Origin of the sequence: Ramlibacter sp. GCM10027632, from assembly GCF_042675325.1 — a bacterium.
Taxonomy (GTDB): domain Bacteria; phylum Pseudomonadota; class Gammaproteobacteria; order Burkholderiales; family Burkholderiaceae_C; genus Ramlibacter.
The window spans coordinates 223571-244302 of the sequence record NZ_JBHTGW010000005.1 but is presented as its reverse complement, the minus strand read 5'-3'; the positions used below and the strand labels follow the sequence as shown (position 1 = coordinate 244302).

The following is a 20732-nucleotide window of genomic DNA, read 5'->3' as shown; positions in this document are numbered from 1 at the left end:
GGGAGACGGAAGGTGGAAGGCACCGCGCCCTCCATCGACCCGGGCCGCTGCCCCCTGTGCGGCGGCCCGAATGGCTGCGCCATGGAGGCGCAGCGCGCCACCGGGCAGGAACAGCCGCCGTGCTGGTGCACGCGCGTCGAGTTCACCGAGGCGCTGCTGGCGCGGGTGCCGCAGGAGGCCCGGCGCAAGGCCTGCATCTGCGCCGCCTGCGCGGCGCCGGGGAAGGCGGACGCCGGCTAGTCGAGCCAGTCGTTCAGGTCGTTGACCAGGCCGGCCACCACGCTGGCCAGGCCGACGCCGCGGCCGATGCCGCGGGCTTCCTGGGCCTCGGCCCGGGCCTGGGAGGCGGCGGGCGTGATGGCAATGGCCCGGTCGTCCTCCTCGCGTGACGGCTCCAGCAGCTGCCGGAGGAAGACGTCGCCGCCCCCCGCGGACGCAGCCTTTCCATCCGCGCCCAGGCGCTCCCCGAGGCCCCGCCGGATCTCCGCGATTCCCAGGCCTTGCGGATCGTGGTCACGGAGCGCGCGCTCCGCCTCCCGGAACACCTGGCGGGCCTCATCGATCGTCACGCGCTGGCGATCCCCCTTGGAAATCACCCAGGTGTCATTGCCCCAGACCAGGGCCATCAGGCCCAGGGTGGCGGTCTTGACCGCCTTGACGGACAGCTTGGCGGCGGTGGCCGGCACCTTGATCGCCGCGGTCAGCGCGAACAGGCCCAGGGCGACGGCCGTGGAGCCGTAAGCGGCATAGACCTTGGCCTTGTCATCGCCATAGCGGCCCTTGAGCTTGCCATGCAGCCAGTTGCCCAGCGCATTGGGCCCCAGGGGCGGTGGCGTGCGGTTCTCGCCGCGCAGATTCGCTTCGGCGCATTTCACGCACTCCCGCGCGGCGCGCGCATCCGCGACGGACATCAGCAGCCGCAGCCCGGTGAAGGCCACCAGGGGAGCGGCGGCGCCGCCGGTAGCCACTGTCGCTGCGATGGCCAGGCCCAGCATCACCGAACCCGCCGCGACGCTGCACAGCTTGCCCACGAAGTTCTTGCGGGCCACGTCCACGCCCTGGCGCAAGGCGGTCTCCAGGGCCTGCGCGGAGTCGCGCACACGCTTGACGGCAGCGGCCTGCGCCTCGCCCAGCTCGGGGGCGGCGATCGTGGCCGGCTTCGGGCCGGGGGGTTCAGGCAAGGGGGAGGTGTCGTCCGGGGCCTGCACCTGCGCCTCGGTCTTCGGCTGGAGCGCTGGCAAAGGGACGGGCTGCCAGGACACAGGGGCACCGTCGGGATGCAGGGAGAGGAGCTCCCTCGAGGGCCCGGGCCCGGTGAACGCTGCGGGCAGCGAGGAGGAACGCGGGCGGGCCCCGCCGTCGTTGAACACGCTCATGCAGTCAGCTCCCGTCACTCAAGCGCCCAGCTGGGCGATCTGGTCCAGCCGGCGCTGCGCCGCCGCCCGGACCTCCTCGTACGCCGGGTCCAGCCAGGACAGCTGGATGGCCGTCTCGAAGGCCTCGCGCGCCTCCTCGAAAGACGCCATCGCCCCCAGGCACTCGCCGGCCCGGTAGGCGCAGTGGGCGTCGGTGGCCTGCATCAGCAGGGCCTGCACATAGAAGCGCCCCGCCGCCTCCCACTGGCCCAGGTGCTGCAGCGCCGCCGCCAGCACCAGGTGGTGCCGCCGATCCCAGGGGTCCTGCTCGACGAGCCAGGCCCCGCGGTCGACGGCCTCGTGATAGCGCCCCGCCTCCAGGTCGGCGCAGGCCTGCGCATGGACTTGCGCGAGCTGCTCGGGCGTGAAGCCCTGCACGCGAGCCGGCGCAACGCCATTCAGGACCAGGGCATCGAACAGGCCCTCGGTCGTGGTCAGGTCCAGCGGCGGCTCGGTCATGCATGTCTCCGGATGGTCGAGGCAGCCCATCAGTAACCCGGACGGGCGGTGAGTTCAGGGCCGGCCGGGGCGACAATGGCGCCATGTGCCAGCTCCTCGGAATGAACTGCAACACGCCCACGGACGTGACCTTCAGCTTCACCGGCTTCGCCCAGCGCGGCGGGCGCACCGACCACCATGGGGATGGCTGGGGCATCGCCTTCTTCGAGGGGCGGGGCGTGCGGCACTTCGTGGACCACCTGCCGGCAGCCACCTCGCCGGTGGCCGAGTTGATCCGCAGCTACCCGATCAAGAGCCGCAACGTCGTCGCCCACATCCGCAAGGCCACGGTGGGCGAGGTGGCCCTGGAGAACTGCCACCCCTTCGTGCGCGAGCTGTGGGGGCGCTACTGGGTCTTCGCCCACAACGGCACGCTGAAGGACTTCCACCCCCGCCTGCATGCCGGCTTCCACCCGGTGGGCGACACGGACAGCGAGCGCGCGTTCTGCTGGCTGATGCAGGAGCTGGCCAAGTCGCATGCCGGCGTCCCGAGCATCGAGGAGCTCACCCTGACGCTGCGCGAACTGGCGCCCCAGATCGCGCGGCATGGCACCTTCAACTTCCTGCTGTCCAACGGCCAGGCGCTGTGGGCGCACTGCTCCACGAACCTGTTCTTCGTCGAGCGCAGGCACCCCTTCGCCCACGCGCAGCTGGCGGACGAGGACCTGTCGGTGGACTTCTCGCAGGTCGCCTCGCCGGGCGACCGGGTGGCCGTGGTGGTGACCGCGCCCCTCACGACCAACGAGGCCTGGACGCCCTTCGCCTCCGGCGAGCTGCGGGTGTTCGTGGACGGCCAGGCCGCCGGCTGACCGCTACGCCTTCGACTTCAGCGCCGCCTCGAGGGCGTCGATGAACATCGCCGGCACGTCGAAGCCGGTCTGCTGCGTGATCTCCTGGAAGCAGGTGGGGCTGGTCACGTTGACCTCGGTCAGGCAGTCGCCGATCACGTCCAGGCCCACCAGCAGCAGCCCGCGCGCGGCCAGCACCGGCCCCAGGGCCTCGGCGATCTCGCGGTCGCGGGCGGACAGCGGCTGCGCCACGCCCTTGCCGCCGGCGGCCAGGTTGCCGCGCACCTCGCCGCCCTGCGGGATGCGGGCGAGGCAATAGGGCACCGGCTTGCCGCCGATGACCAGCACGCGCTTGTCGCCGTGCACGATCTCCGGCACGTAGCGCTGCACCATGATCGTGGTGGCGCCGCCGGCGTTGAGCGACTCGACGATGGCCCCCAGGTTCAGACCGTCGTCGCGCACGCGGAAGATGCCCATGCCGCCCATGCCGTCGAGGGGCTTGAGGATGATGTCGCGGTGCTCCGCGTGGAAGCGGCGCACGGCCTGCTCGTCGCGCGTGACCAGGGTGGGGCTGGTGAACTGCGGGAACTGCATGATCGCCAGCTTCTCGGGATGGTCACGCAGCGCCGCCGGCCTGTTGAAGACGCGCGCGCCCTCGCGCTCGGCCTGCTCCAGCAGGTGGGTGGCGTAGAAGTACTCGCTGTCGAAAGGCGGGTCCTTGCGCATCACGATGGCGCCGTACTCGCGCAGGGCCCGCACGCGGGTGTGGCTCTCGACGAACCATTCCTCGTCGGCGCCGGTGAGGGTGACCTCGCGCACCTGCGCCTCCACCACGCCGCCCGAGCGCCACGAAAGGTGGCGCGGCTCGCAGGCCACCACCCGATGGCCGCGGCGCTGCGCCTCGCGCATCATCGCGAAGGTGGTGTCCTTGTAGACCTTGAAGGTCTCCAGGGGGTCGGCGACGAACAGGATCTCCATGCCAGCCTCCTTGGGAATCAGATCGCGACCTTGGAGCCGAGCTCCACGACCGAGTTGTTCGGCAGGTTCAGGAAGTCGGCCGCCGCGCTCGCGTTGTGGTGCATCTGAGCGAACAGCTTCTCGCGCCACGGGGCCATGCCGCCGCCGATGCTGGGGACGACCACGTCGCGCGAGAGGAAATAACTGGTGTTCATGTGGTCCACCTGGCAGCCGTGGGTGCGCACCGCCTCAAGCGCGAGCGGCAGGTCGGGGTCGTCCTTGAAACCGTAATGCACCATCACCTGCCAGCAGTCATTGCCCAGGGCGGTGATCTCGGCGCGCTCGCTCGCCTCGATCCACGGCACCTCGTGGCTGCGGACGGTGACGAACACGTTGTGCTCGTGCAGCACCTTGTTGTGCTTCAGGTTGTGCAGCAGGGCGTTGGGCACCGCGCCGGGTTCGGCGGTGAGGAAGACCGCAGTGCCGGGCACGCGCGAGGGCGGCGCGACGAAGACCGCCTCGAGGAAGCTTTTCAGGTCGATGGCGTCGGTCTTGAGGGCCTGGTTCAGGATGAAGCGGCCCTGCTTCCACGTCATCATCAACGTGAAGATCGCGCCGCCGATCAGGAGCGGGAACCAGCCGCCGTCCAGCAGCTTCAGGAGGTTGGACGCGAAGAAGGTGACGTCGATGATGAAGAACCAGCCGGTGGCGGCCAGGCACAGCCACAGCGGGTACTTCCAGCCGAAGCGGATCACGAAGAAGGTGAGGATGGTCGTGATCAGCATGTCCAGCGTGACCGCGATGCCGTAGGCCGCCGCCAGGTTGCTCGAGGAGCGGAACATCACCACCGCCAGCACGATGGCCACGAACAGGCCCCAGTTCACGAAGGGCATGTAGATCTGGCCGGTATCGCTGACGCTGGTGTGCTGCACGTTCAGGCGCGGCAGGTACCCCAGCTGGATCACCTGCTTGGTCACGCTGAAGGCGCCGGTGATGAGGGCCTGCGAGGCGATCACGGTGGCGGCGGTGGCCAGGAGCACCAGGGGCAGCTGGGCCCAGTCGGGGGCCATCAGGAAGAACGGGTTCTTCACCGCCGCGGGGTTCTCCAGCAGCAGCGCGCCCTGGCCGAAGTAATTGAGCACCAGGGACGGCATGACCACGCCGAACCAGGCCAGGCGGATCGGCCTCTTGCCGAAGTGGCCGAGGTCGGCGTACAGGGCCTCCGCGCCGGTGACGCACAGCACCACCGCGCCCAGGATGATGAAGGTGGTACCCGGGTTGGCCAGGGCGAAGCCGATGGCATGGTGCGGGCTGATCGCCTGCAGGATCTCCGGGTGCAGCAGGATGTTGGACACGCCCAGCAGGGCCAGCACCGCGAACCAGGCCAGGGTGATCGGCCCGAAGAAGCGGCCGATGCCGGTGGTGCCGCGCTTTTGCACGAAGAACAGGCAGAACAGGATGACCAGCGTCAGCGGGATCACCCATCGCTTGAACTGCGGCGAGACCACCTCCAGGCCCTCGACCGCGGAGAGCACCGAGATCGCCGGGGTGATGACGCCGTCGCCGTAGAACAGGCTGGTGCCGAAGATGCCCACCGCCAGCATCGCGGAGCGCAGGCGCGGCTTGTCCTTCACCGCCTGCGAGGCTAGGGCCAGCATGGCCACCAGGCCGCCCTCGCCGTGGTTGTCGGCGCGCAGCACCAGCACCACGTACTTGAGCGAGACGATGATGGTCAGCGTCCAGAAGAAGATGGACAGGATGCCGTAGACATTGCCCGGCGTGAACGGCACGTGGCCCGAGCCGAACACCTCCTTGACCGCATACAGCACGCTGGTGCCGATGTCGCCGTAGACGACGCCGATGGCGCCGAGCGTGAGCGCGGCGAGCGAGGACTTGGAGTGCGACACGGGCTTATTCGTAGGTTTCGGCGTCGGGGTCGGTGGCCTCGAGCTCGTAGCTGGCGGCCAGCATGGCCAGGCGGCCGATGACGCCGTACATGTAGAAGCGGTTCGGCGCACTGGCGCCGGGCTTGGAGCCCGGCTGCGGCAGGCGCGTGCTCTCGGCAAAGGCCAGCGGCACGAAGCCGGCACCCGGCGCGTTGAGGTTCTCGTCGACGCCCCGCTCGGCGTGGACGCGGTAGAAGCCGCCGACCACGTAGCGGTCCATCATGTAGACCACCGGCTCGGCGACGGCATCGTGGATGCGTTCGTTGGTGAGCACGCCTTCCTGGATGATCACCTGCGAGACCTCCTGGCCGTCCTTGATGACGCCCATCTTGTTGCGGGTCTTGCGATTGAGCTGCTCCAGGTCCTTGGCGTCGCGCACGGTCATGATGCCCATGCCGTAGGTGCCGTTGTCGGCCTTGACCACCACGAACGGCTTCTCGTTGATGCCGTAGTCCTTGTACTTGCGGCGGATGCGCGTGAGCAGCGCGTCGACGTTGGTGGCCAGGCAGTCCATGCCCGTGCCATTGGCGAAGTCGACCTCGCCGCAGACGTTGAACATCGGGTTGATCAGCCACGGGTCGATGCCCAGGAGCTTGCCGAAACGCTTGGAGACTTCCTCGTAACTCTGGAAGTGGCGGCTCTTGCGGCGCACGCTCCAGCCCGCGTGCAGCGGCGGCAGCAGGTACTGCTCGTGCAGGTCCTCCAGGATGCCCGGGGCGCCGGCCGAGAGGTCGTTGTTCAACAGGATGGTGCAGGGGTCGAAGTCCTTGAGCCCCAGTCGGTACTTGCTGCGGACCACCGGCTCCAGGGTGATGGACTCGCCACCCGGGAGGTCGATCGGCGTGGGCTCGGTGATGTCCGGGCTGATCGAGCCGATGCGGACGTTCAGGCCCGCCATGTGGAAGATGCGCTGGAGCTGCGCCAGGTTCGACAGGTAGAACGTGTTGCGCGTGTGGTTCTCGGGGATCACCAGCAGGTTCTTGGCCTCGGGGCAGATCTTCTCGATCGCCGCCATCGCCGCCTGCACCGCCAGCGGCAGCATCTCGGGGGTGAGGTTGTTCCAGCCGCCGGGGAACAGGTTGGTGTCCACCGGCGCGAGCTTGAAGCCGGCATTGCGGATGTCGACCGAGCTGTAGAACGGCGGGGTGTGCTCCATCCATTCGAGGCGGAACCAGCGCTCGATGGCGGGCATGGACTCGAGGATGCGCTGCTCGAGCTCGTTGATGGGGCCGCTCAGGGCCGTGATGAGATGGGGAACCATGCTGCAACCCTCTTCAGGGGGTGGGATGAGGCCTCGGCTCCCGATTGTAGGAGTAGGCTTGTGCGCCGCATCAAGACGGGCGCGACAAGGGCAGATTCAACAGCAGGTTCTGCGGCTTGAGCCTGAGAACCTTGGTTGCATCCATGCCCATGGCGAGGTAGACGGGGTGGCCGGCCAGCTCGCGGCGAACCACCGAGGGTTCGTCGAAATCCAGGCGGAACAGGCACAGCATGCGCTCCATCTGCGCGGGCTCAACGTCCTGGCCCTGATAGAGCGCATTGAGGACCGCGCTGGCCTGGGCGTCCAGGCCCACGTGCCAGAGCCACTGCGCGTCGTCGATCTCGCGCTCGACGCGCACCTGCACCGACACGCCGAGCAGGCGCCCCACCCAGCGTTCGATGACCCGGCACAGGCCCTCCAGCGCGGGCTGCCCGTGGTGCAGGGCGACCACCATGTCGTGCGCCTCGCTGCGGGGCCAGTAATCCTCGGCGTTGTCCTCGCGCAGCACGTCGAGTTCGGCCTCGCGCAGCGGCGCGCCGCCCTGCCGCAGCAGCTCGCCGATGGCGCCGAAGGAGCTGGCCACGGCCAGGCGCTCCACGGCCTCGTCGTCGGCCGCCATGACCTGGCCGTCCTCCTGGACGGCGATGCGCTGGGGCCGGAAGAACATCTCGGCGGCGCGCACCTGGAGCGCCGGCGCGGCGTCGCCCAGGGCCTCGCGCAGGATCACCTGCGTGAGCTGGTGCACCAGCAGCGGCGGCACGTCGACCTGGCCGCGGAAGATCTGCAGGTAGCTGGCCTCCAGCGTGGGCTGCGCCAGCAGGCGCTCGCGGAACCGCAGCCAGACCGCGTAGTTCTCACGGGCGTCGGCATCCGCCAGCGCGGCGAGTTCGGCTGCAGGCACCTCGCGCCGGGGCTGCTGCAGCAGGCGCTCGTGCAGGGCGCGTTCGGCGTCGCAGGACTCGGGCACCGGCGCGAGCTCGGGGCGCGCCAGCAGCAGGCGCAGGAAATCGTCGGTGACGACCAGCCGGCCCTGCGGGTCACGGTCCAGGAGGCGCCAGCCGCAGGAAGGCCAGTAATCACGCATGGTGGGCGCCCGCTCAGTTGCGGACTTCGCCGTCGCCGAGCACCACCCACTTCAGGGAGGTCAGGCCCTCGATGCCCACCGGGCCGCGCGCGTGGAACTTGTCGGTGCTGATGCCGATCTCGGCGCCCAGGCCGTACTCGAAACCATCCGCGAAGCGGGTGCTCGCATTCACCATGACGCTGGCCGAATCGACCTCGCGCAAAAAGCGCTGGGCGTGCATGTGGTCCCGGGTGAGGATGGCGTCGGTGTGGTGGCTGCCGTACCGGTTGATGTGGGCGATGGCCTCGTCCAGGCCCTCGACCACCTTCACGCTGATGACGGGCGCGAGGTACTCCTCGTACCAGTCCTGCTCGGTGGCGTCGACCACGTTCGCGCCGGGCACGGCGGCGAGGATGGCCTTGGCCGCCGGGTCGCAGCGCATCTCCACGCCCTTGGCGGCAAAGACGGCGCCGATCTCCGGCAGGAATTCAGCGGCCACGCCGCGCGCGACCAGCAGGCCCTCGCTGGCGTTGCAGGGGCTGTACTTCTGGGTCTTGGCGTTGTCGGTCACCTTGACCGCCATGGCGATGTCGCAGGGGTCGTCGATGTAGGTGTGGCAGTTGCCGTCCAGGTGCTTGATCACGGGCACCTTGGCCTCGCGGCTGATGCGCTCGATCAGGCCCTTGCCGCCGCGCGGGATGATCACGTCCACGTACTGGGGCATCGCGATCAGCTGGCCCACGGCCTCGCGGTCGGTGGTCTGCACCAGCTGCACGGCCTCGGGCGGCAGGCCGGCGTCGGCCAGGGCCTGCTGCACCAGCTTCGCCAGCGCCTTGTTGGACTCGATGGCCTCCGAGCCGCCGCGCAGGATGCAGGCGTTGCCGCTCTTGATGGACAGGCTGGCGGCCTCGATGGTCACATTGGGCCGGCTCTCGAAGATCATGCCGAAGACGCCGATCGGCACCCGCATCTGGCCGACGCGGATGCCACTGGGCTGCTGCTTCATGCCGAGGATCTCGCCGATCACGTCGGGCATGGCGGCGAGCTGCTCGCAGCCTTCGGCCACGGTGTCGATGACCTTGGGGGTGAGGCGCAGGCGGTCGACCATCGGGGCGGCCAGCCCGGCGGCCTCGGCGCGGGCGATGTCCTTGCCGTTGTCCACGGCGAGGGCCGCGGCGTTCTCACGCAGCAGGACGGCCAGGCGCTTGAGAGCCTTGTTCTTGGTGGCGGCATTCGCCTTCGCCATCAGGGCGGCGGCTTGCCGGGCCTGCACACCCAGCGACTGGATGTACTCGGCGACGTTCAGGGCGTTCATCCGCCCATTTTCGCACGCGGGGTATGGCCTTGCGCCTGGGGGGAACAGGCCAGGCACAGGTCCAGGGCCAGCTTGTGCAGGGCCTGCCAGCCGCTGGCGGGCCAGCCGGGGGCCTTGAGGCCCTTGACGATGCCGTCGACCACGTGGGCCGAGTGCAGCAGGCCATCGAGCATGAGGGGGGTCAGGCGCGGCAGCACCCGCTCGAACAGGCGCTCCTTCAGGCCCCAGACGCGCTGCTCGCGCAGCGCCAGGGGCAGGGGCTTGCCGCCGGCCATGGCGTCCTTCACCCGCTTGAGGGCGCGGATGTCCTCGGCCAGGGTGTAGTGCACCAGGACCTCGGCCTCGCCCTCGGCCTGCAGGCCCTCGAGCATGCGCTGCACGCGCTGGGCCTGGCCGGCGAGCACCGCCTCGGAGAGCTTGAAGACGTCGTAGCGGGCCACATTGAGCACCGCCGCCTCCACCTGCTCGAAGGACAGCTCGCCTGCCGGGTGCAGCAGGGCCAGCTTCTGGATCTCCTGGTGCGCGGCGAGCAGGTTGCCCTCGACCCGGTCGGCGAAGAATTGCAGGGTGCGCTGGCCCTCCTCGCCCGCCGCCACGCGCTGGCCGTTGCGCGCCAGGCGCCCGGCGATCCACTGCGGCAGGTGCGCGCGCTCCACCGGGTCGACCTTGACCGTGGCGCCGAAGCTGTCCAGGGCGCCGAACCAGGCGCCCTGCAGGGTCATGCGATCGAGCTTGGGCAGCAGCACCAGGGTCAGCGTGCTGTCGTTGCCCTGGGACTGCTCGGCGATCTGCTGGAGGGCGGCGCTGCCCTCCTTGCCCGGCTTGCCCGAGGGGATGCGGACCTCGACGACCTGCCTGTCCGCGAACAGGCTCAGGGAGCCGCCGGCGGCCAGCACCGCGCTCCAGTCGAAGTGCGCGCCGGCGACGGTGTGGACCGTGCGCTCGGTGTAGCCCTGCGCCCGCGCCGCAGCGCGGATCGCGTCGGCCGCCTCCTGCACCAGCAGCGGCTCGTCGCCGTGCAGGGTGTAGAGGGAGCGCAGCGTCTTCTGCAGGTGCGCCTCGAGCTGGGGCAGGGCCAGTTGCATGGGGTCAGACCGCCCGCACGGCCGCCAGCCGGCGCAGCACCTGCTGCACCAGGTCCGACTGCATGTCGTTGTACAGGAGCACTTCCTCGGCCTCCTTGGCCAGGACGGCGGATTCGTTGAAGCTGATGTCCCTCTGCTGCAGCAGGTCGGTGTCGGAGATCAGCTCGCGCCCGCGCGGGTTGCGCAGGCGGAACTTCAGCGACATGCGAAGCTGGAATTCGCGCACCTGGCCGGTGGAGGTGCGGCCCACCACCACCTTCTGGCGCTGCTCGCCCAGGATGTCCAGAATCACCTGGGCCTGGTCGGGCGGGGTGCGCGCATCGAGCACCCGCAGGCCGGGGACGGACTGCAGGTTGCGGCGCAGCTCGGAGGCCAGCTCCGAGGTGCCGGCGAGGTGGATGCTGTCGAAGGCGAAGCTGGGCGCGCCGCGCATGCGGAAGCCGCAGCCCGCCAGCGTGGCCGCGGCGCCGCCCAGGCTGGCCAGGAGCAGGCCGCGCCGGCGCATCAGATCACCACGTTGACGAGGCGGCCCGGGACCACGATCACCTTCTTGGGTACGGCGCCCTCGGCGAACTTGGTGAAGGCCTCGCTGGCCACGGCCAGGCGCTCGATCTCCTCGCGCGCGGCGCCGGCCGGCACCAGCACGGAGCCGCGCAGCTTGCCATTGACCTGCAGCATCAGCTCGATCTCGTCCTGCTTGAGGGCGGCCTCGTCGACATGCGGCCAGGGCGCGTCGATCAGGTCGCCGTGCAGGGCGGCATAGCCCAGGGCCTGCCACAGGCCGTGCGCGATGTGCGGCGTGGCCGGGTACAGCACGCGCAGCAGGATGCCGAAGCCCTCGGCCAGGGCGGCCTGGGCGCCGGGCTCGTCGACCGCCTTGAAGTCCTCGAGCGCGTTGAGCATCTTCATCGCGCCGGAGACCACGGTGTTGTATTGCATGCGCTGGTAGTCGTAGTCGACCTGGCGCAGCACGGTGTGGATCTCCAGGCGCAGGGCCTTGGCGGCCTTGCCGAAGCCCGCGGCCTGGGCCGTTTCGCGCGAGCGCGCGGCCACCGCCTCGGTGCCGCCGACCTTCATGCCGAAGTTCCAGACGCGGCGCAGGAAGCGGTAGCTGCCCTCCAGCGCGGCGTCGTTCCACTCGAGGGTGGCCTCGGGCGGCGCGGTGAACATGGTGTACAGGCGCGAGGTGTCGGCGCCGTACTGCTCGATCAGGGCCTGCGGGTCGACGCCGTTGTTCTTGGACTTGGACATGGTGGTCCAGCCCTCGTAGGTCACCGGCAGGCCGTCGGCCTTGGAGGTGGCGGAGAGCACCTTGTTGTGCTCGTCGCGCACGATGTCCAGCTCGTGCTGCCAGTAGTACTGCTTGCCGGTGGTGGTGCGCGAGAAGGCCTCGTTCAGCACCATGCCCTGAGTGAGCAGCTTGGTGAAGGGCTCGTCGATCTTCACCAGGCCGAGGTCGCGCATGACCTTGGTCCAGAAGCGCGCGTACAGCAGGTGCAGGATGGCGTGCTCGATGCCGCCGATGTACTGGTCCATCGGCATCCAGTAGTCGGTGCCTTCGGCGACCATCTTCTGGTCGTTGGTGGGATCGCAGTACCGCATGAAGTACCAGGACGAGTCCACGAAGGTGTCCATGGTGTCGGTCTCGCGGCGGGCGGCCTGGCCGCACACCGGGCACTTGCAGGCGAGGAAGTCCTCGCGCTTGTTCAGCGGGTTGCCGGTGCCATCGGGCACGCAGTCGGCCGGCAGCACCACCGGCAGGTCCTGCTCGGGCACGGGCACGGCGCCGTGCTCGGGGCAGTGGATGATCGGGATCGGGGTGCCCCAGTAACGCTGGCGGCTGATGCCCCAGTCACGCAGGCGCCAGGTGGTCTTCTTCTCGCCCAAGCCTTTCTGCTGCAGCGCGTGGGCGACGGCGTCCACCGCCTCCTTGTACTTGAAGCCGCTGAAGATGTCGGAGTTGATGGTGACGCCCTGGAGCTTGTCGGCGTACCACTCCTGCCAGTGCTTGTAGTCGTAGTGCTCGCCATCGACATGCACCACCTGCACGATCGGCAGGTTGTACTTGAGGGCGAAGGCGAAGTCGCGCTCGTCGTGGCCCGGCACACCCATGACGGCGCCGTCGCCGTACGACATGAGCACGTAGTTGCCGACCCAGACCTCGACCTTCTCGTTCGTCAGCGGGTGCGTGACGAACAGGCCGGTGGGCATGCCCTCCTTCTCCTTGAGGGCGAGCTCGGCCTCGGTGGTGCCGCCCTTCTTGCACTCCTCGATGAAGGCGGCGAGGCGCAGGTTGGTCCGGGCGGCATGCGTGGCCAGCGGGTGCTCGGGTGCGACCGCGCAGAAGGTCACGCCCATGATGGTGTCGGCGCGAGTGGTGAAGACGTACATCTTCCCGTCGCCAATGAGCTGCCCGTCATCGCCCGCGATGTCGTGGGTGAAGGCGAAGCGCACGCCCTCGCTCTTGCCGATCCAGTTCTCCTGCATCAGCTTGACGCGCTCGGGCCAGCCGGCGAGGTCGTCCTTCACGAAGCGCAGGAGCTCGTCGGCGTAGTCGGTGATCTTGAGGTAGTAGCCCGGGATCTCGCGCTTCTCGACGACGGCGCCGGTGCGCCAGCCCTTGCCGTCGATGACCTGCTCGTTGGCCAGCACGGTCTGGTCCACCGGGTCCCAGTTCACGACCTGGGTCTTGCGGTAGGCAATGCCCTTCTCGAGCATCTTCAGGAACAGCCACTGGTTCCACTTGTAGTAGGCCGGGTCGCAGGTAGCGACCTCGCGCGACCAGTCGATGGCCAGGCCCATCGACTGCATCTGCTTCTTCATGTACGCGATGTTTTCGTACGTCCACTGGGCCGGCGGCACGCCGTTCTTCAGCGCGGCGTTCTCGGCGGGCAGGCCGAAGGCGTCCCAGCCCATGGGCATCAACACGTTGTAGCCGTTCATGCGCAGGTAGCGCGTGAGCATGTCGTTGATGGTGTAGTTGCGTACATGGCCCATGTGCAGCTTGCCGCTGGGGTACGGCAGCATGGAGCAGGCGTAGAACTTCTTTTTCTTCGGGTCCTCGACGACGCGGTAGGCGTCGCGCGCGGTCCAGTGCGCCTGCGCGTCCTTCTCGATCTCGAGGTGGTTGTACTTGTCTTGCATGATGGGCGAAATTGTAGGGGGCAGCCCGCGGCCGCCGGCCGGTCAGCGCGCCGGGCTCTCGGCCACGAAGCCGACCCGGTTCAGCCCGGCGGCCTGGGCCGCGCCCATGACCTCCACCACCCGGCCGTACGGGACGGACTGGTCGGCGCGCAGCTGCACCTCGGTGGCGGGATTGAGCTTGCCGGCCTGGGCCAGGCGCTCGGCCAGCTGGGCGGGAGTGACGGGGTCGCGGTCGATGAACAGGCCGCCCTGCGGGTCGAGGACGACGGTGATGGCGACGCCAGCCTCGCGGGGCTTGGCGGCTGCGGCCTTGGGCAGGTCCAGCCGGATCGAGTTGGCCAGCAGCGGCGCGGTGACGATGAAGATCACCACCAGCACCAGCATCACGTCGACCAGGGGCGTGACGTTGATGTCCGAGAACGGCTGCGGCGGCGGGGTGCGCTCGAGCCGGCCGAAGCTCATTGCTGCGCCCCGGAGAGCAGGTCGCGCAGGTCGCGGGCGAAGCCTTCGAGGTCGGCCTCGATGCGGGCGATGCGGCGGCTGAAGATGTTGTAGCCCAGGACGGCGGGGATGGCCACGGCCAGTCCGGCGGCCGTCATGACCAGGGCCTCGCCCACCGGGCCGGCGACCTGGTCGATGCCGACCTGGCCGCTGCCGGCGATGCCGGTGAGCGCATGGTAGATGCCCCAGACCGTGCCGAGCAGGCCCACGAAGGGCGCGGTGGAGCCCACGGTGGCCAGCATCACCTGGCCGAACTGGAGCTTGTCGATGATGTCGTGCAGCGCGTCCCGCAGGCCGCGCGTGAGCTGCTGCGACCGGTCGCCGGCGGCGGCCAGGCCGCCGGGCGCGGGCGGGGCGGTGGCCTCGACCAGGGGCAGGACCAGGCCCACGCGGTCGAAGGCCGGCAGGCGGGCGCGGGCTTCATCGAGGCTGGCGGCCTGCCAGAACGCGGCGACGCCGCGGGCCACGCCGGCCGAGGCCTGGCGCAGCAGCCAGGCCTTCCAGACGATGGCGACCCAGCTCGCCACGGACATCGCCAGGAGCAGCAGCGCCACACCCTGCGTGATCGCATCCCCCTGGCGCAGCAGCTGCAACAGGTTCATACCCGTGCCCCCACGCTCGGCACTTCGTGTCCTTCGCTGCCCCCCGAGGGGGCGCGACCTTGCTTGGGGCGGCCCGGCGCGGCGGTCATTGAGGCCCCCACGCTCGGCACTGCGTGTCCTTCGCTGCCCCCCGAGGGGGCGCGACCTTGCTTGGGGCGGCCCGGCGCGGCGGTCATTGAGGCCCCCACGCTCGGCACTGCGTGTCCTCGCTGCCCCCCGAGGGGGCGCGACCTTGCTTGGGGCGGCCCGGCGCGGCGGTCATGCTCCGCGCTATCGCAGTCCCAGGACATCGAACATGTCGTACAGACCGTTCTTCTTGTCCGCGAGGAAACGCACGGCGCGCAGGCTGCCCTGGGCGTACGTGGCGCGGCTGGACGACTTGTGGGTGATCTCGATGCGCTCGCCCGTGCCGGCGAACAGCACGGTGTGGTCGCCGACGATGTCGCCGCCGCGGATGGTGGAAAAGCCGATGGTGGACGGGTCGCGCTCGCCAGTCACGCCCTCGCGGGCGTAGACGCCGCATTCCTTCAGGTCGCGGCCGATGGCGTCGGCGATGACCTCGCCCATCTTGAGGGCCGTGCCCGAGGGGGCATCGACCTTGTGGCGGTGGTGGGCCTCGATGATCTCGATGTCGTAACCGGTGGCCAGGGCCTTGGCCGCCATCTCGAGCAGCTTGAGCGTGACGTTCACGCCCACAGACATGTTGGGGGCCATCACGATCGGGATCACCTTGGCGGCCTCGGCGATCTCGGCCTTCTGCGCCTCGGAGAAGCCGGTGGTGCCGATGATCAGGGCCACGCCATGCGCGCGGCAGGCGGCCAGGTGGGCCATCGTGCCCTCGGGGCGGGTGAAGTCGATCAGCACACGGGCATTGGCCAGGCCGGCGGCCAGGTCGGCGGTAACGGCGACGCCGCTGGCGTGGCCCAGGAAGGCGCAGGCGTCGTTGCCGATGGCGGGGCTGGCGGGCACGTCCAGCGCGCCGGCGAGCTGGCAGTCATCACTGGCGCGGATGGCCTCGATCAGCATGTGGCCCATGCGGCCGGTGGCGCCGGCGACGGCGACGCGGTGGGGGGTGTTCAGGGAAGGCATCGGGTCAGCGGGACGGCGGTTCGAGCGGGGGGTAGCTGGCGGCGGCGGGCGGCAGCGGCGCCTCGGGCGCGGCGGGCGCCGGCGCGGGAAAGCGTTTGAGCTGGGCCTCGGTGGCCTCCAGCGGGGGCACCGGGCGGTTGCGGCGCGCGACATCGAGCAGCGCCACGAACTCGGCCTCGGTGGGCATGGTGTCGCCCTCGAAGCGCTCGAGCGCGTCGCCCTTGAACTGCACGGTCAGGCGGTAGGCCTGCGGCGGCACGCCCTGACGGCGCAGGGTGAAGACGTAGTCCCAGCGGTCGGCGTGGAAGACGCTCGCCAGGAGGGGCGTGCCCAGGATCTCGCGCACCTGCTGGCGGCTCATGCCCGGCTTGAGGACGGCGACCTGCTCGCGCGAGACGAAGTTACCCTGCACGATCGGCATCTTGTACGGCGTGACGGCGCCGGCGACGCGGGCGCTGGCGCCGTCGAGGCTGCCGCAGCCGGCGGCCAGGGCGCAGGCGGCCAGCACGAGGGCGAGGCGGCTGCTGCGAAGGGGGATGGCGGGCATCAGGCGGGCGTGGCGTATATGATCGAACGATTGTAGCGGCGGGCCCCTCTCGGCGAGGCCGCCCCGACAGGCACCATGGCGAACATCGACGAACTCAAAAGCACCGGCCTGAAGGCGACGCTGCCCCGGCTGAAGATCCTGGACGTATTCCACAAGGGTTCGCAGCGCCACATGACCGCGGAGGACGTGTTCCGCGTGCTGCTCGAGGAGCGCTCGGACATCGGCCTGGCCACCGTCTACCGCGTGCTGACGCAGTTCGAGCAGGCCGGCATCCTCTCGCGCAGCCACTTCGAGAGCGGCAAGGCGGTCTACGAGCTCAATGAGGGCCAGCACCACGACCACCTGGTGTGCCTGGACTGCGGACGGGTCGAGGAGTTCTACGACGCCGAGATCGAGAAGCGCCAGAACGCGGTGGCCCAGGCCCAGGGCTTTCGCATCGCCGACCACGCCCTGAGCCTGTACGCGAACTGCGTCAAGGAAGGCTGCCCGCACCGGCCCGCCGGCCGCGGCAACTGAGTCCCCGGCCCGCGGGGACCCCGGGCAGTCAGCCCTCGCTCTCCATCGCGCGGCGATGCCGCTCGACGAACTCCGCGTAGGTGTCCACGCCCCGCAGCTGCAGGATGGTGTTGCGCACGGCGGCTTCCACCAGCACGGCGATGTTGCGACCGGCCACCACCTGGATGACGGCCTTGCGAATCGGCACGCCCAGCACGTCCTGCGTGAGCGGCTCGTAGGGCAGGCGCTCGTACTCGCGCTCCAGCGTCTCGCGCCGCACCAGGTGCACGATCAACTTCAGCCGCATCTTCCGGCGCACCGCGGTCTCGCCGAAGATGGCGCGGATGTCCAGCAGGCCGATGCCGCGCACTTCCAGCAGGTTCTGCAGCAGCTCGGGGCAGCGGCCCTCGATGGTGGTCTGGTTGATGCGGTACAGGTCCACCGCGTCGTCGGCCACCAGGCCGTTGCCACGGGAGATCAGCTCCAGGCCCAGCTCGCTCTTGCCCAGGCCGGACTCGCCGGTGATCAGGACACCCAGGCCCAGGATGTCCATGAACACGCCGTGCATGGAGGTGCGCTCGGCGAAGTGCTTGGACAGGTAGGCGCGCAGCACGTCGATCACGAAGGCCGACGACTCGCGCGTGGCGAACATGGGAATCTGCGCGCGCTCGCACATGGCCACCAGCGCGTCGGGCGCGACCTGGCCGTCGGCCAGCACCAGCACCGGCGGCTCCAGCGTGACGATGCGCGCGATGCGGCGGGCGCAGTCGTCGGCGGTGGCGTTCTGCAGGTAGGCGATCTCGCGCTCGCCCAGGATCTGCACCCGGTACGGGTGGATGTAATTGAGGTAGCCGACCAGGTCGGCGCCGGAGCGCGCGGCGCGGATGGCCACTTCGTCGAAGCGGCGCTCCGAGGCGCCCAGGCCGGCGACCCACTCCCACTTCAGCGTGCTGCGATGGTCCTCGAACAGGACATCTGCGCTGACGACGGTGGGTTTCACGAAGCGCGCTTCAGGCCGGCTGGGCCGACTGCCAGTTGGCGATCAGGCCGTGCAGCGCCTCGGCGCTGGCAGCGGTCTTGATCTTTTCCCGCAGGACGGCGTCGCTCAGGAGCTCGGCGATCTCGGACAGGATCTCCAGGTGCTTCTGGGTCGCGGCCTCGGGCACGAGCAGGAAGATCAACAGACCCACGGGCTGTTCGTCGGGCGCGTCGAAGCCGATCGGCTGGGCGAGCTGGAACAGGGCAGCCATCGGGGCCTTGAGGCCCTTGATGCGGCCGTGGGGAATGGCGACGCCGTGGCCCAGGCCGGTGGAGCCGAGGCGTTCACGGGCGAACAGGCTGTCGGTGATCAGGGCACGCGAGAGGCCGTGCAGGTTCTCGAACAGCAGCCCGGCTTCTTCGAAAGCCCGTTTCTTGCTGGTGGCGTCGACGCTCACCAGAACCTGGGAGACGGGCAGGATGGACGCAAGGCGGTTCATGGTTGGGGAGTGGATTATGCACCCGCCCCCAACCCCGCAACGCAGGGGCCGCGCCCGCCGTGTTCCCAGCACCACAACGCGCCGGGAGGCAGGTCCCTGAAATGGAAAGGCGCCCGAAGGCGCCTCGTGTCACGCGCCGGCCGCCTGGCCGGCCTCGGCGGGGAGCCCGCCGTCCACAGCCATCAGGCGTTTCGCCGAGTGATGGTTGTGGTCCTGCAGGCGCGTCTTGTGGCGGGAGACCTGGCGGTCGAGCTTGTCGACGAGTTCGTCGAAGGCCGCGTACAGGTCGGCGTGGGCGCTTTCGGCGAACAGGTCATTGCCCTTGACGTGGATCCTGCATTCAGCGCGCTGGCGTCTTTCCTTCTCCGTCTGGTTTTCAACCGTGAGCAGTACCTTGATGTCCACCACCTGGTCGAAGTGCCGGGTGATGCGATCGAGCTTGGTGGTCACGTAATTGCGAAGGGCGGGAGTGACTTCGAGGTGGTGACCGCTGATCGTCAGGTTCATGAGTGAGTCTCCTGTGTTGCACGGGTTGAATGGGCTGCCAACCTGGAGTGCAGCAGCCCGGGTGAGGATCACTGGTCGGGTTCACTATGCGCGGGCATGCCGCGAAAAGCAATGGGTTTGAGCCGCCGGGCGCGGGGACTCACGCCGCGGAATTGACAAAGCGCAACGAGTTATGCCACGAAGGTGCTGGTCGATCGATCAGTCGATTTCTTATGGACTATCTCCAGGTGCTCCAGGCCGCGGGGCCGGCGCCGTGGCGGCTCCATCCCCCATTGCAAGCAGGGGCTTGCGCGGCATGCGGGTGCCGGCGCGCATGGGCCCGTTCGAGGTTGCCGTGCTCGGTGCGGTCGACCTGGGGCTTGTCGCGGACCGCTTCCGGGGGGCGACGCGGGGGACGGGTGTCGAGGGACATGGGAAAAGGCTCCGTGCGGCAGGTCAGCTGCCGCTGTCATTGCGGGGGGATGGCGACGGGCCCTGCACGGCGGGCCCGGTCACCGGACGGCTCAGGAAGGGCCACGCATGCGAGGCGACACGCGGACTGCCCGGGGCCTGCGCCTGCGGACGGGCCGCGGGGCCGGGGCGCCAGCCGGGACGGCCGGGGCGTGATTCGGAGGCAAGGTGGATCATGCGGGACTCCTGCGAATGGCCGGGAACGGCGCCGCCGGGGGCGTCGGTGCAGAACCGATGGACCGAATGTAGGGGCCTCGCCTCAGCCGACCTGTCGGACGTGTCGGCTCGGGCGTGTAGGACTCATCCTGCCGCTTCCGGCCCGGCGGGCCTTGCTCTAGGATGAGCCGGACGGAGGAATTCCCGCCATGTCGCTGGCGACCATGCTCGGCACCCTGCAGGCCTCGGCACCGGCGCACGTCCACGCCCTGGTGCTGATGGGGGGCGGCGCGCGCACGGCCTACCAGGCGGGCGTGCTGCGCGCCCTCGGCAGCATGCTCGGGCTGCGCTCGCCCGGCGCCGCGGCGCCGTTCCCGTTCGAGGTGCTGGTGGGCACGTCGGCGGGCGCCATCAACGTGGCCAGCCTGGCCGGCCATGCCACCTCCGGGCTGGCGGCGTTCGACCACCTCGCCCGGTTCTGGGGCCGCCTGCACTGCGAGGACGTGTACGCGCTGAAGATCCCGCACTGGGTGCGGGTGTCGCGGCTGCTGGCGGCGGTTCGGCTGTGGAGCGCGACGCGGCGCGAAGGCGCCCTGCTGGACACCATGCCCCTGGTGGACACGCTGCACCAGGGCATTTCGCTGGCGGGCATCGAGCAGGCCCTCGCCCAGGGCGCGATCCAGGCGCTGGCGGTGACGGCCTCCAGCTACACCACAGGCACCCACTGGACCTTCTGCCACACCGCGGCCGACACGGGCCACCAGCCCTGGAACCGGCCCGGGCGGCGCGCGGAGTTCCAGCCGGTGACCATCGAACACCTGATGGCCTCCAGCGCCCTGCCGTTCCTGTTCCCGCCGACGCCCCTGTGGGTGGACGGCCGCCGCGAATACTTCGGCGATGGCGCGATGCGCCAGGTCTCGCCGCTGTCGCCCGCGGTGCACCTGGGGGCCGACCGGATCCTGGTGGTGGGCGTGGGCCAGCCGCAGCGCACCGCGGCCAACGGCACCCCGGCCGCCGAGCCCCGGCTGGGCGCGATTGCGGCCCATGCGCTGGCCAGCGTGTTCCACGACACCCTGCAGGCCGACGTGGAGCAGGCCCAGCGCGTGACCCAGACCCTGCGCCAGCTGCCGCGGGAAGTGGCGGGGATGCTGCCGTACCGCCCGGTCGAGGTGCTGGCGATCCAGCCGAGCCAGTCACTCGACGCGCTCGCCATGCAGCATGCCAGCGCCCTGCCGCGGCCGGTGCGCCGCGCCCTCGGCGGGCTGGGCGCGATGCGCAGCGGCGGCCCCCTGGCCAGCTACCTGCTCTTCGAGCCCGGCTTCACGCAGGCGCTGATCGCGCTGGGCGAACAGGATGCCTACGCCCGCCGGGCCGAGTTGCTCTCATTTTTCGAGCACCGAGAGCACGCCCACGCGGTCTGACGGCCGAGTGGCGC

The 20732-nt window shown here is 69.9% G+C and carries 21 protein-coding genes; 4 read left to right on the top strand and 17 right to left on the bottom strand.

The features are described from left to right. Positions 1 to 12: 12 nt before the first annotated feature. Positions 13 to 240, top strand: a complete 228-nt coding sequence (locus ACFQZY_RS10120; protein WP_377415505.1) for a cysteine-rich CWC family protein — start codon at positions 13 to 15, stop codon at positions 238 to 240. On the opposite strand, the gene ACFQZY_RS10115 is transcribed toward ACFQZY_RS10120, so the two are convergent. Together ACFQZY_RS10115 and ACFQZY_RS10110 are read right to left on the bottom strand one after the other, a co-directional pair. Further along, positions 237 to 1181 (bottom strand): hypothetical protein, encoded by a 945-nt coding sequence (locus tag ACFQZY_RS10115; RefSeq protein WP_377415504.1) that lies wholly within the window; start codon positions 1179 to 1181, stop codon positions 237 to 239. The two genes, ACFQZY_RS10120 and ACFQZY_RS10115, sit on opposite strands and share 4 nt — an antisense overlap. A gap of 213 nt (positions 1182 to 1394) precedes the next feature. Continuing rightward, on the bottom strand, positions 1395 to 1874 hold the full coding sequence (locus tag ACFQZY_RS10110) for a BTAD domain-containing putative transcriptional regulator (protein ID WP_377415503.1): 480 nt from the start codon (positions 1872 to 1874) through the stop codon (positions 1395 to 1397). A gap of 83 nt (positions 1875 to 1957) precedes the next feature. On the opposite strand from ACFQZY_RS10110, the gene ACFQZY_RS10105 reads away from it, so the two are divergent. Continuing rightward, positions 1958 to 2722 carry a class II glutamine amidotransferase gene (locus tag ACFQZY_RS10105; RefSeq protein ID WP_377415502.1) on the top strand — a complete coding sequence of 255 codons (765 nt, stop codon included), beginning with the start codon at positions 1958 to 1960 and terminating at the stop codon, positions 2720 to 2722. A gap of 3 nt (positions 2723 to 2725) precedes the next feature. Here ACFQZY_RS10105 and gshB read toward each other — a convergent pair whose 3' ends face one another. The 12 genes from gshB to ACFQZY_RS10045 form a co-directional block, all read right to left on the bottom strand. Further along, a complete protein-coding gene (gene gshB, locus ACFQZY_RS10100; RefSeq protein ID WP_377415501.1) occupies positions 2726 to 3679 on the bottom strand; it encodes a glutathione synthase in 954 nt (317 codons plus the stop codon). Positions 3680 to 3696: 17 nt separating this feature from the next. Continuing rightward, positions 3697 to 5565, bottom strand: a complete 1869-nt coding sequence (locus ACFQZY_RS10095) for a potassium transporter Kup (RefSeq protein WP_377415500.1) — start codon at positions 5563 to 5565, stop codon at positions 3697 to 3699. A gap of 4 nt (positions 5566 to 5569) precedes the next feature. Beyond that, positions 5570 to 6865, bottom strand: a complete 1296-nt coding sequence (gene gshA / locus ACFQZY_RS10090) for a glutamate--cysteine ligase (RefSeq protein ID WP_377415499.1) — start codon at positions 6863 to 6865, stop codon at positions 5570 to 5572. Between the two features lie 70 nt (positions 6866 to 6935). Continuing rightward, the gene (locus ACFQZY_RS10085; protein WP_377415498.1) at positions 6936 to 7949 is read right to left on the bottom strand and encodes a DUF6352 family protein; all 1014 of its coding nucleotides are present in this window, start codon (positions 7947 to 7949) and stop codon (positions 6936 to 6938) included. A gap of 13 nt (positions 7950 to 7962) precedes the next feature. Beyond that, positions 7963 to 9243: a glutamate-5-semialdehyde dehydrogenase gene (locus ACFQZY_RS10080; RefSeq protein WP_377415497.1), complete on the bottom strand. Its 1281-nt coding sequence runs from the start codon at positions 9241 to 9243 to the stop codon at positions 7963 to 7965. Next, positions 9240 to 10328: a DNA polymerase III subunit delta gene (gene holA / locus ACFQZY_RS10075; protein ID WP_377415496.1), complete on the bottom strand. Its 1089-nt coding sequence runs from the start codon at positions 10326 to 10328 to the stop codon at positions 9240 to 9242. The genes ACFQZY_RS10080 and holA overlap by 4 nt, the downstream gene beginning before the upstream one ends. Before the next feature lie 4 nt (positions 10329 to 10332). Continuing rightward, positions 10333 to 10833 (bottom strand): LPS assembly lipoprotein LptE, encoded by a 501-nt coding sequence (lptE, locus tag ACFQZY_RS10070; protein ID WP_377415495.1) that lies wholly within the window; start codon positions 10831 to 10833, stop codon positions 10333 to 10335. Then, positions 10833 to 13472, bottom strand: coding sequence for a leucine--tRNA ligase (gene leuS / locus ACFQZY_RS10065; protein WP_377415494.1), 2640 nt, complete (start codon positions 13470 to 13472; stop codon positions 10833 to 10835). Before leuS ends, lptE begins: the two co-directional genes overlap by 1 nt. A gap of 42 nt (positions 13473 to 13514) precedes the next feature. Beyond that, complete coding sequence (locus ACFQZY_RS10060) at positions 13515 to 13934, bottom strand: ExbD/TolR family protein (RefSeq protein WP_377415493.1); 420 nt, start codon at positions 13932 to 13934, stop codon at positions 13515 to 13517. Then, positions 13931 to 14575 (bottom strand): MotA/TolQ/ExbB proton channel family protein, encoded by a 645-nt coding sequence (locus ACFQZY_RS10055; protein WP_377415492.1) that lies wholly within the window; start codon positions 14573 to 14575, stop codon positions 13931 to 13933. The genes ACFQZY_RS10060 and ACFQZY_RS10055 overlap by 4 nt, the downstream gene beginning before the upstream one ends. 270 nt (positions 14576 to 14845) lie before the next feature. Next, on the bottom strand, positions 14846 to 15664 hold the full coding sequence (gene dapB, locus ACFQZY_RS10050; protein WP_377415491.1) for a 4-hydroxy-tetrahydrodipicolinate reductase: 819 nt from the start codon (positions 15662 to 15664) through the stop codon (positions 14846 to 14848). Between the two features lie 4 nt (positions 15665 to 15668). Further along, positions 15669 to 16211: an outer membrane protein assembly factor BamE gene (locus ACFQZY_RS10045; protein WP_377415490.1), complete on the bottom strand. Its 543-nt coding sequence runs from the start codon at positions 16209 to 16211 to the stop codon at positions 15669 to 15671. Positions 16212 to 16286: 75 nt separating this feature from the next. Between ACFQZY_RS10045 and fur the strand changes: the two genes are divergently transcribed. Then, the gene (gene fur, locus ACFQZY_RS10040; RefSeq protein ID WP_377415489.1) at positions 16287 to 16727 is read left to right on the top strand and encodes a ferric iron uptake transcriptional regulator; all 441 of its coding nucleotides are present in this window, start codon (positions 16287 to 16289) and stop codon (positions 16725 to 16727) included. Positions 16728 to 16755: 28 nt separating this feature from the next. On the opposite strand, the gene hprK is transcribed toward fur, so the two are convergent. The 3 genes from hprK to hpf all read right to left on the bottom strand — a co-directional run bounded on the left by hprK (position 16756) and on the right by hpf (position 18691). Then, positions 16756 to 17706 carry an HPr(Ser) kinase/phosphatase gene (hprK, locus tag ACFQZY_RS10035; protein ID WP_377415488.1) on the bottom strand — a complete coding sequence of 317 codons (951 nt, stop codon included), beginning with the start codon at positions 17704 to 17706 and terminating at the stop codon, positions 16756 to 16758. A gap of 10 nt (positions 17707 to 17716) precedes the next feature. Beyond that, the gene (locus ACFQZY_RS10030) at positions 17717 to 18184 is read right to left on the bottom strand and encodes a PTS sugar transporter subunit IIA (RefSeq protein ID WP_377415487.1); all 468 of its coding nucleotides are present in this window, start codon (positions 18182 to 18184) and stop codon (positions 17717 to 17719) included. 129 nt (positions 18185 to 18313) lie between these two features. After that, complete coding sequence (gene hpf, locus ACFQZY_RS10025; RefSeq protein ID WP_377415486.1) at positions 18314 to 18691, bottom strand: ribosome hibernation-promoting factor, HPF/YfiA family; 378 nt, start codon at positions 18689 to 18691, stop codon at positions 18314 to 18316. 815 nt (positions 18692 to 19506) lie between these two features. On the opposite strand from hpf, the gene ACFQZY_RS10020 reads away from it, so the two are divergent. Further along, entirely contained in the window at positions 19507 to 20718 is a 1212-nt protein-coding gene (locus ACFQZY_RS10020) for a patatin-like phospholipase family protein (protein WP_377415485.1), read from the top strand. Positions 20719 to 20732 lie beyond the last annotated feature (14 nt).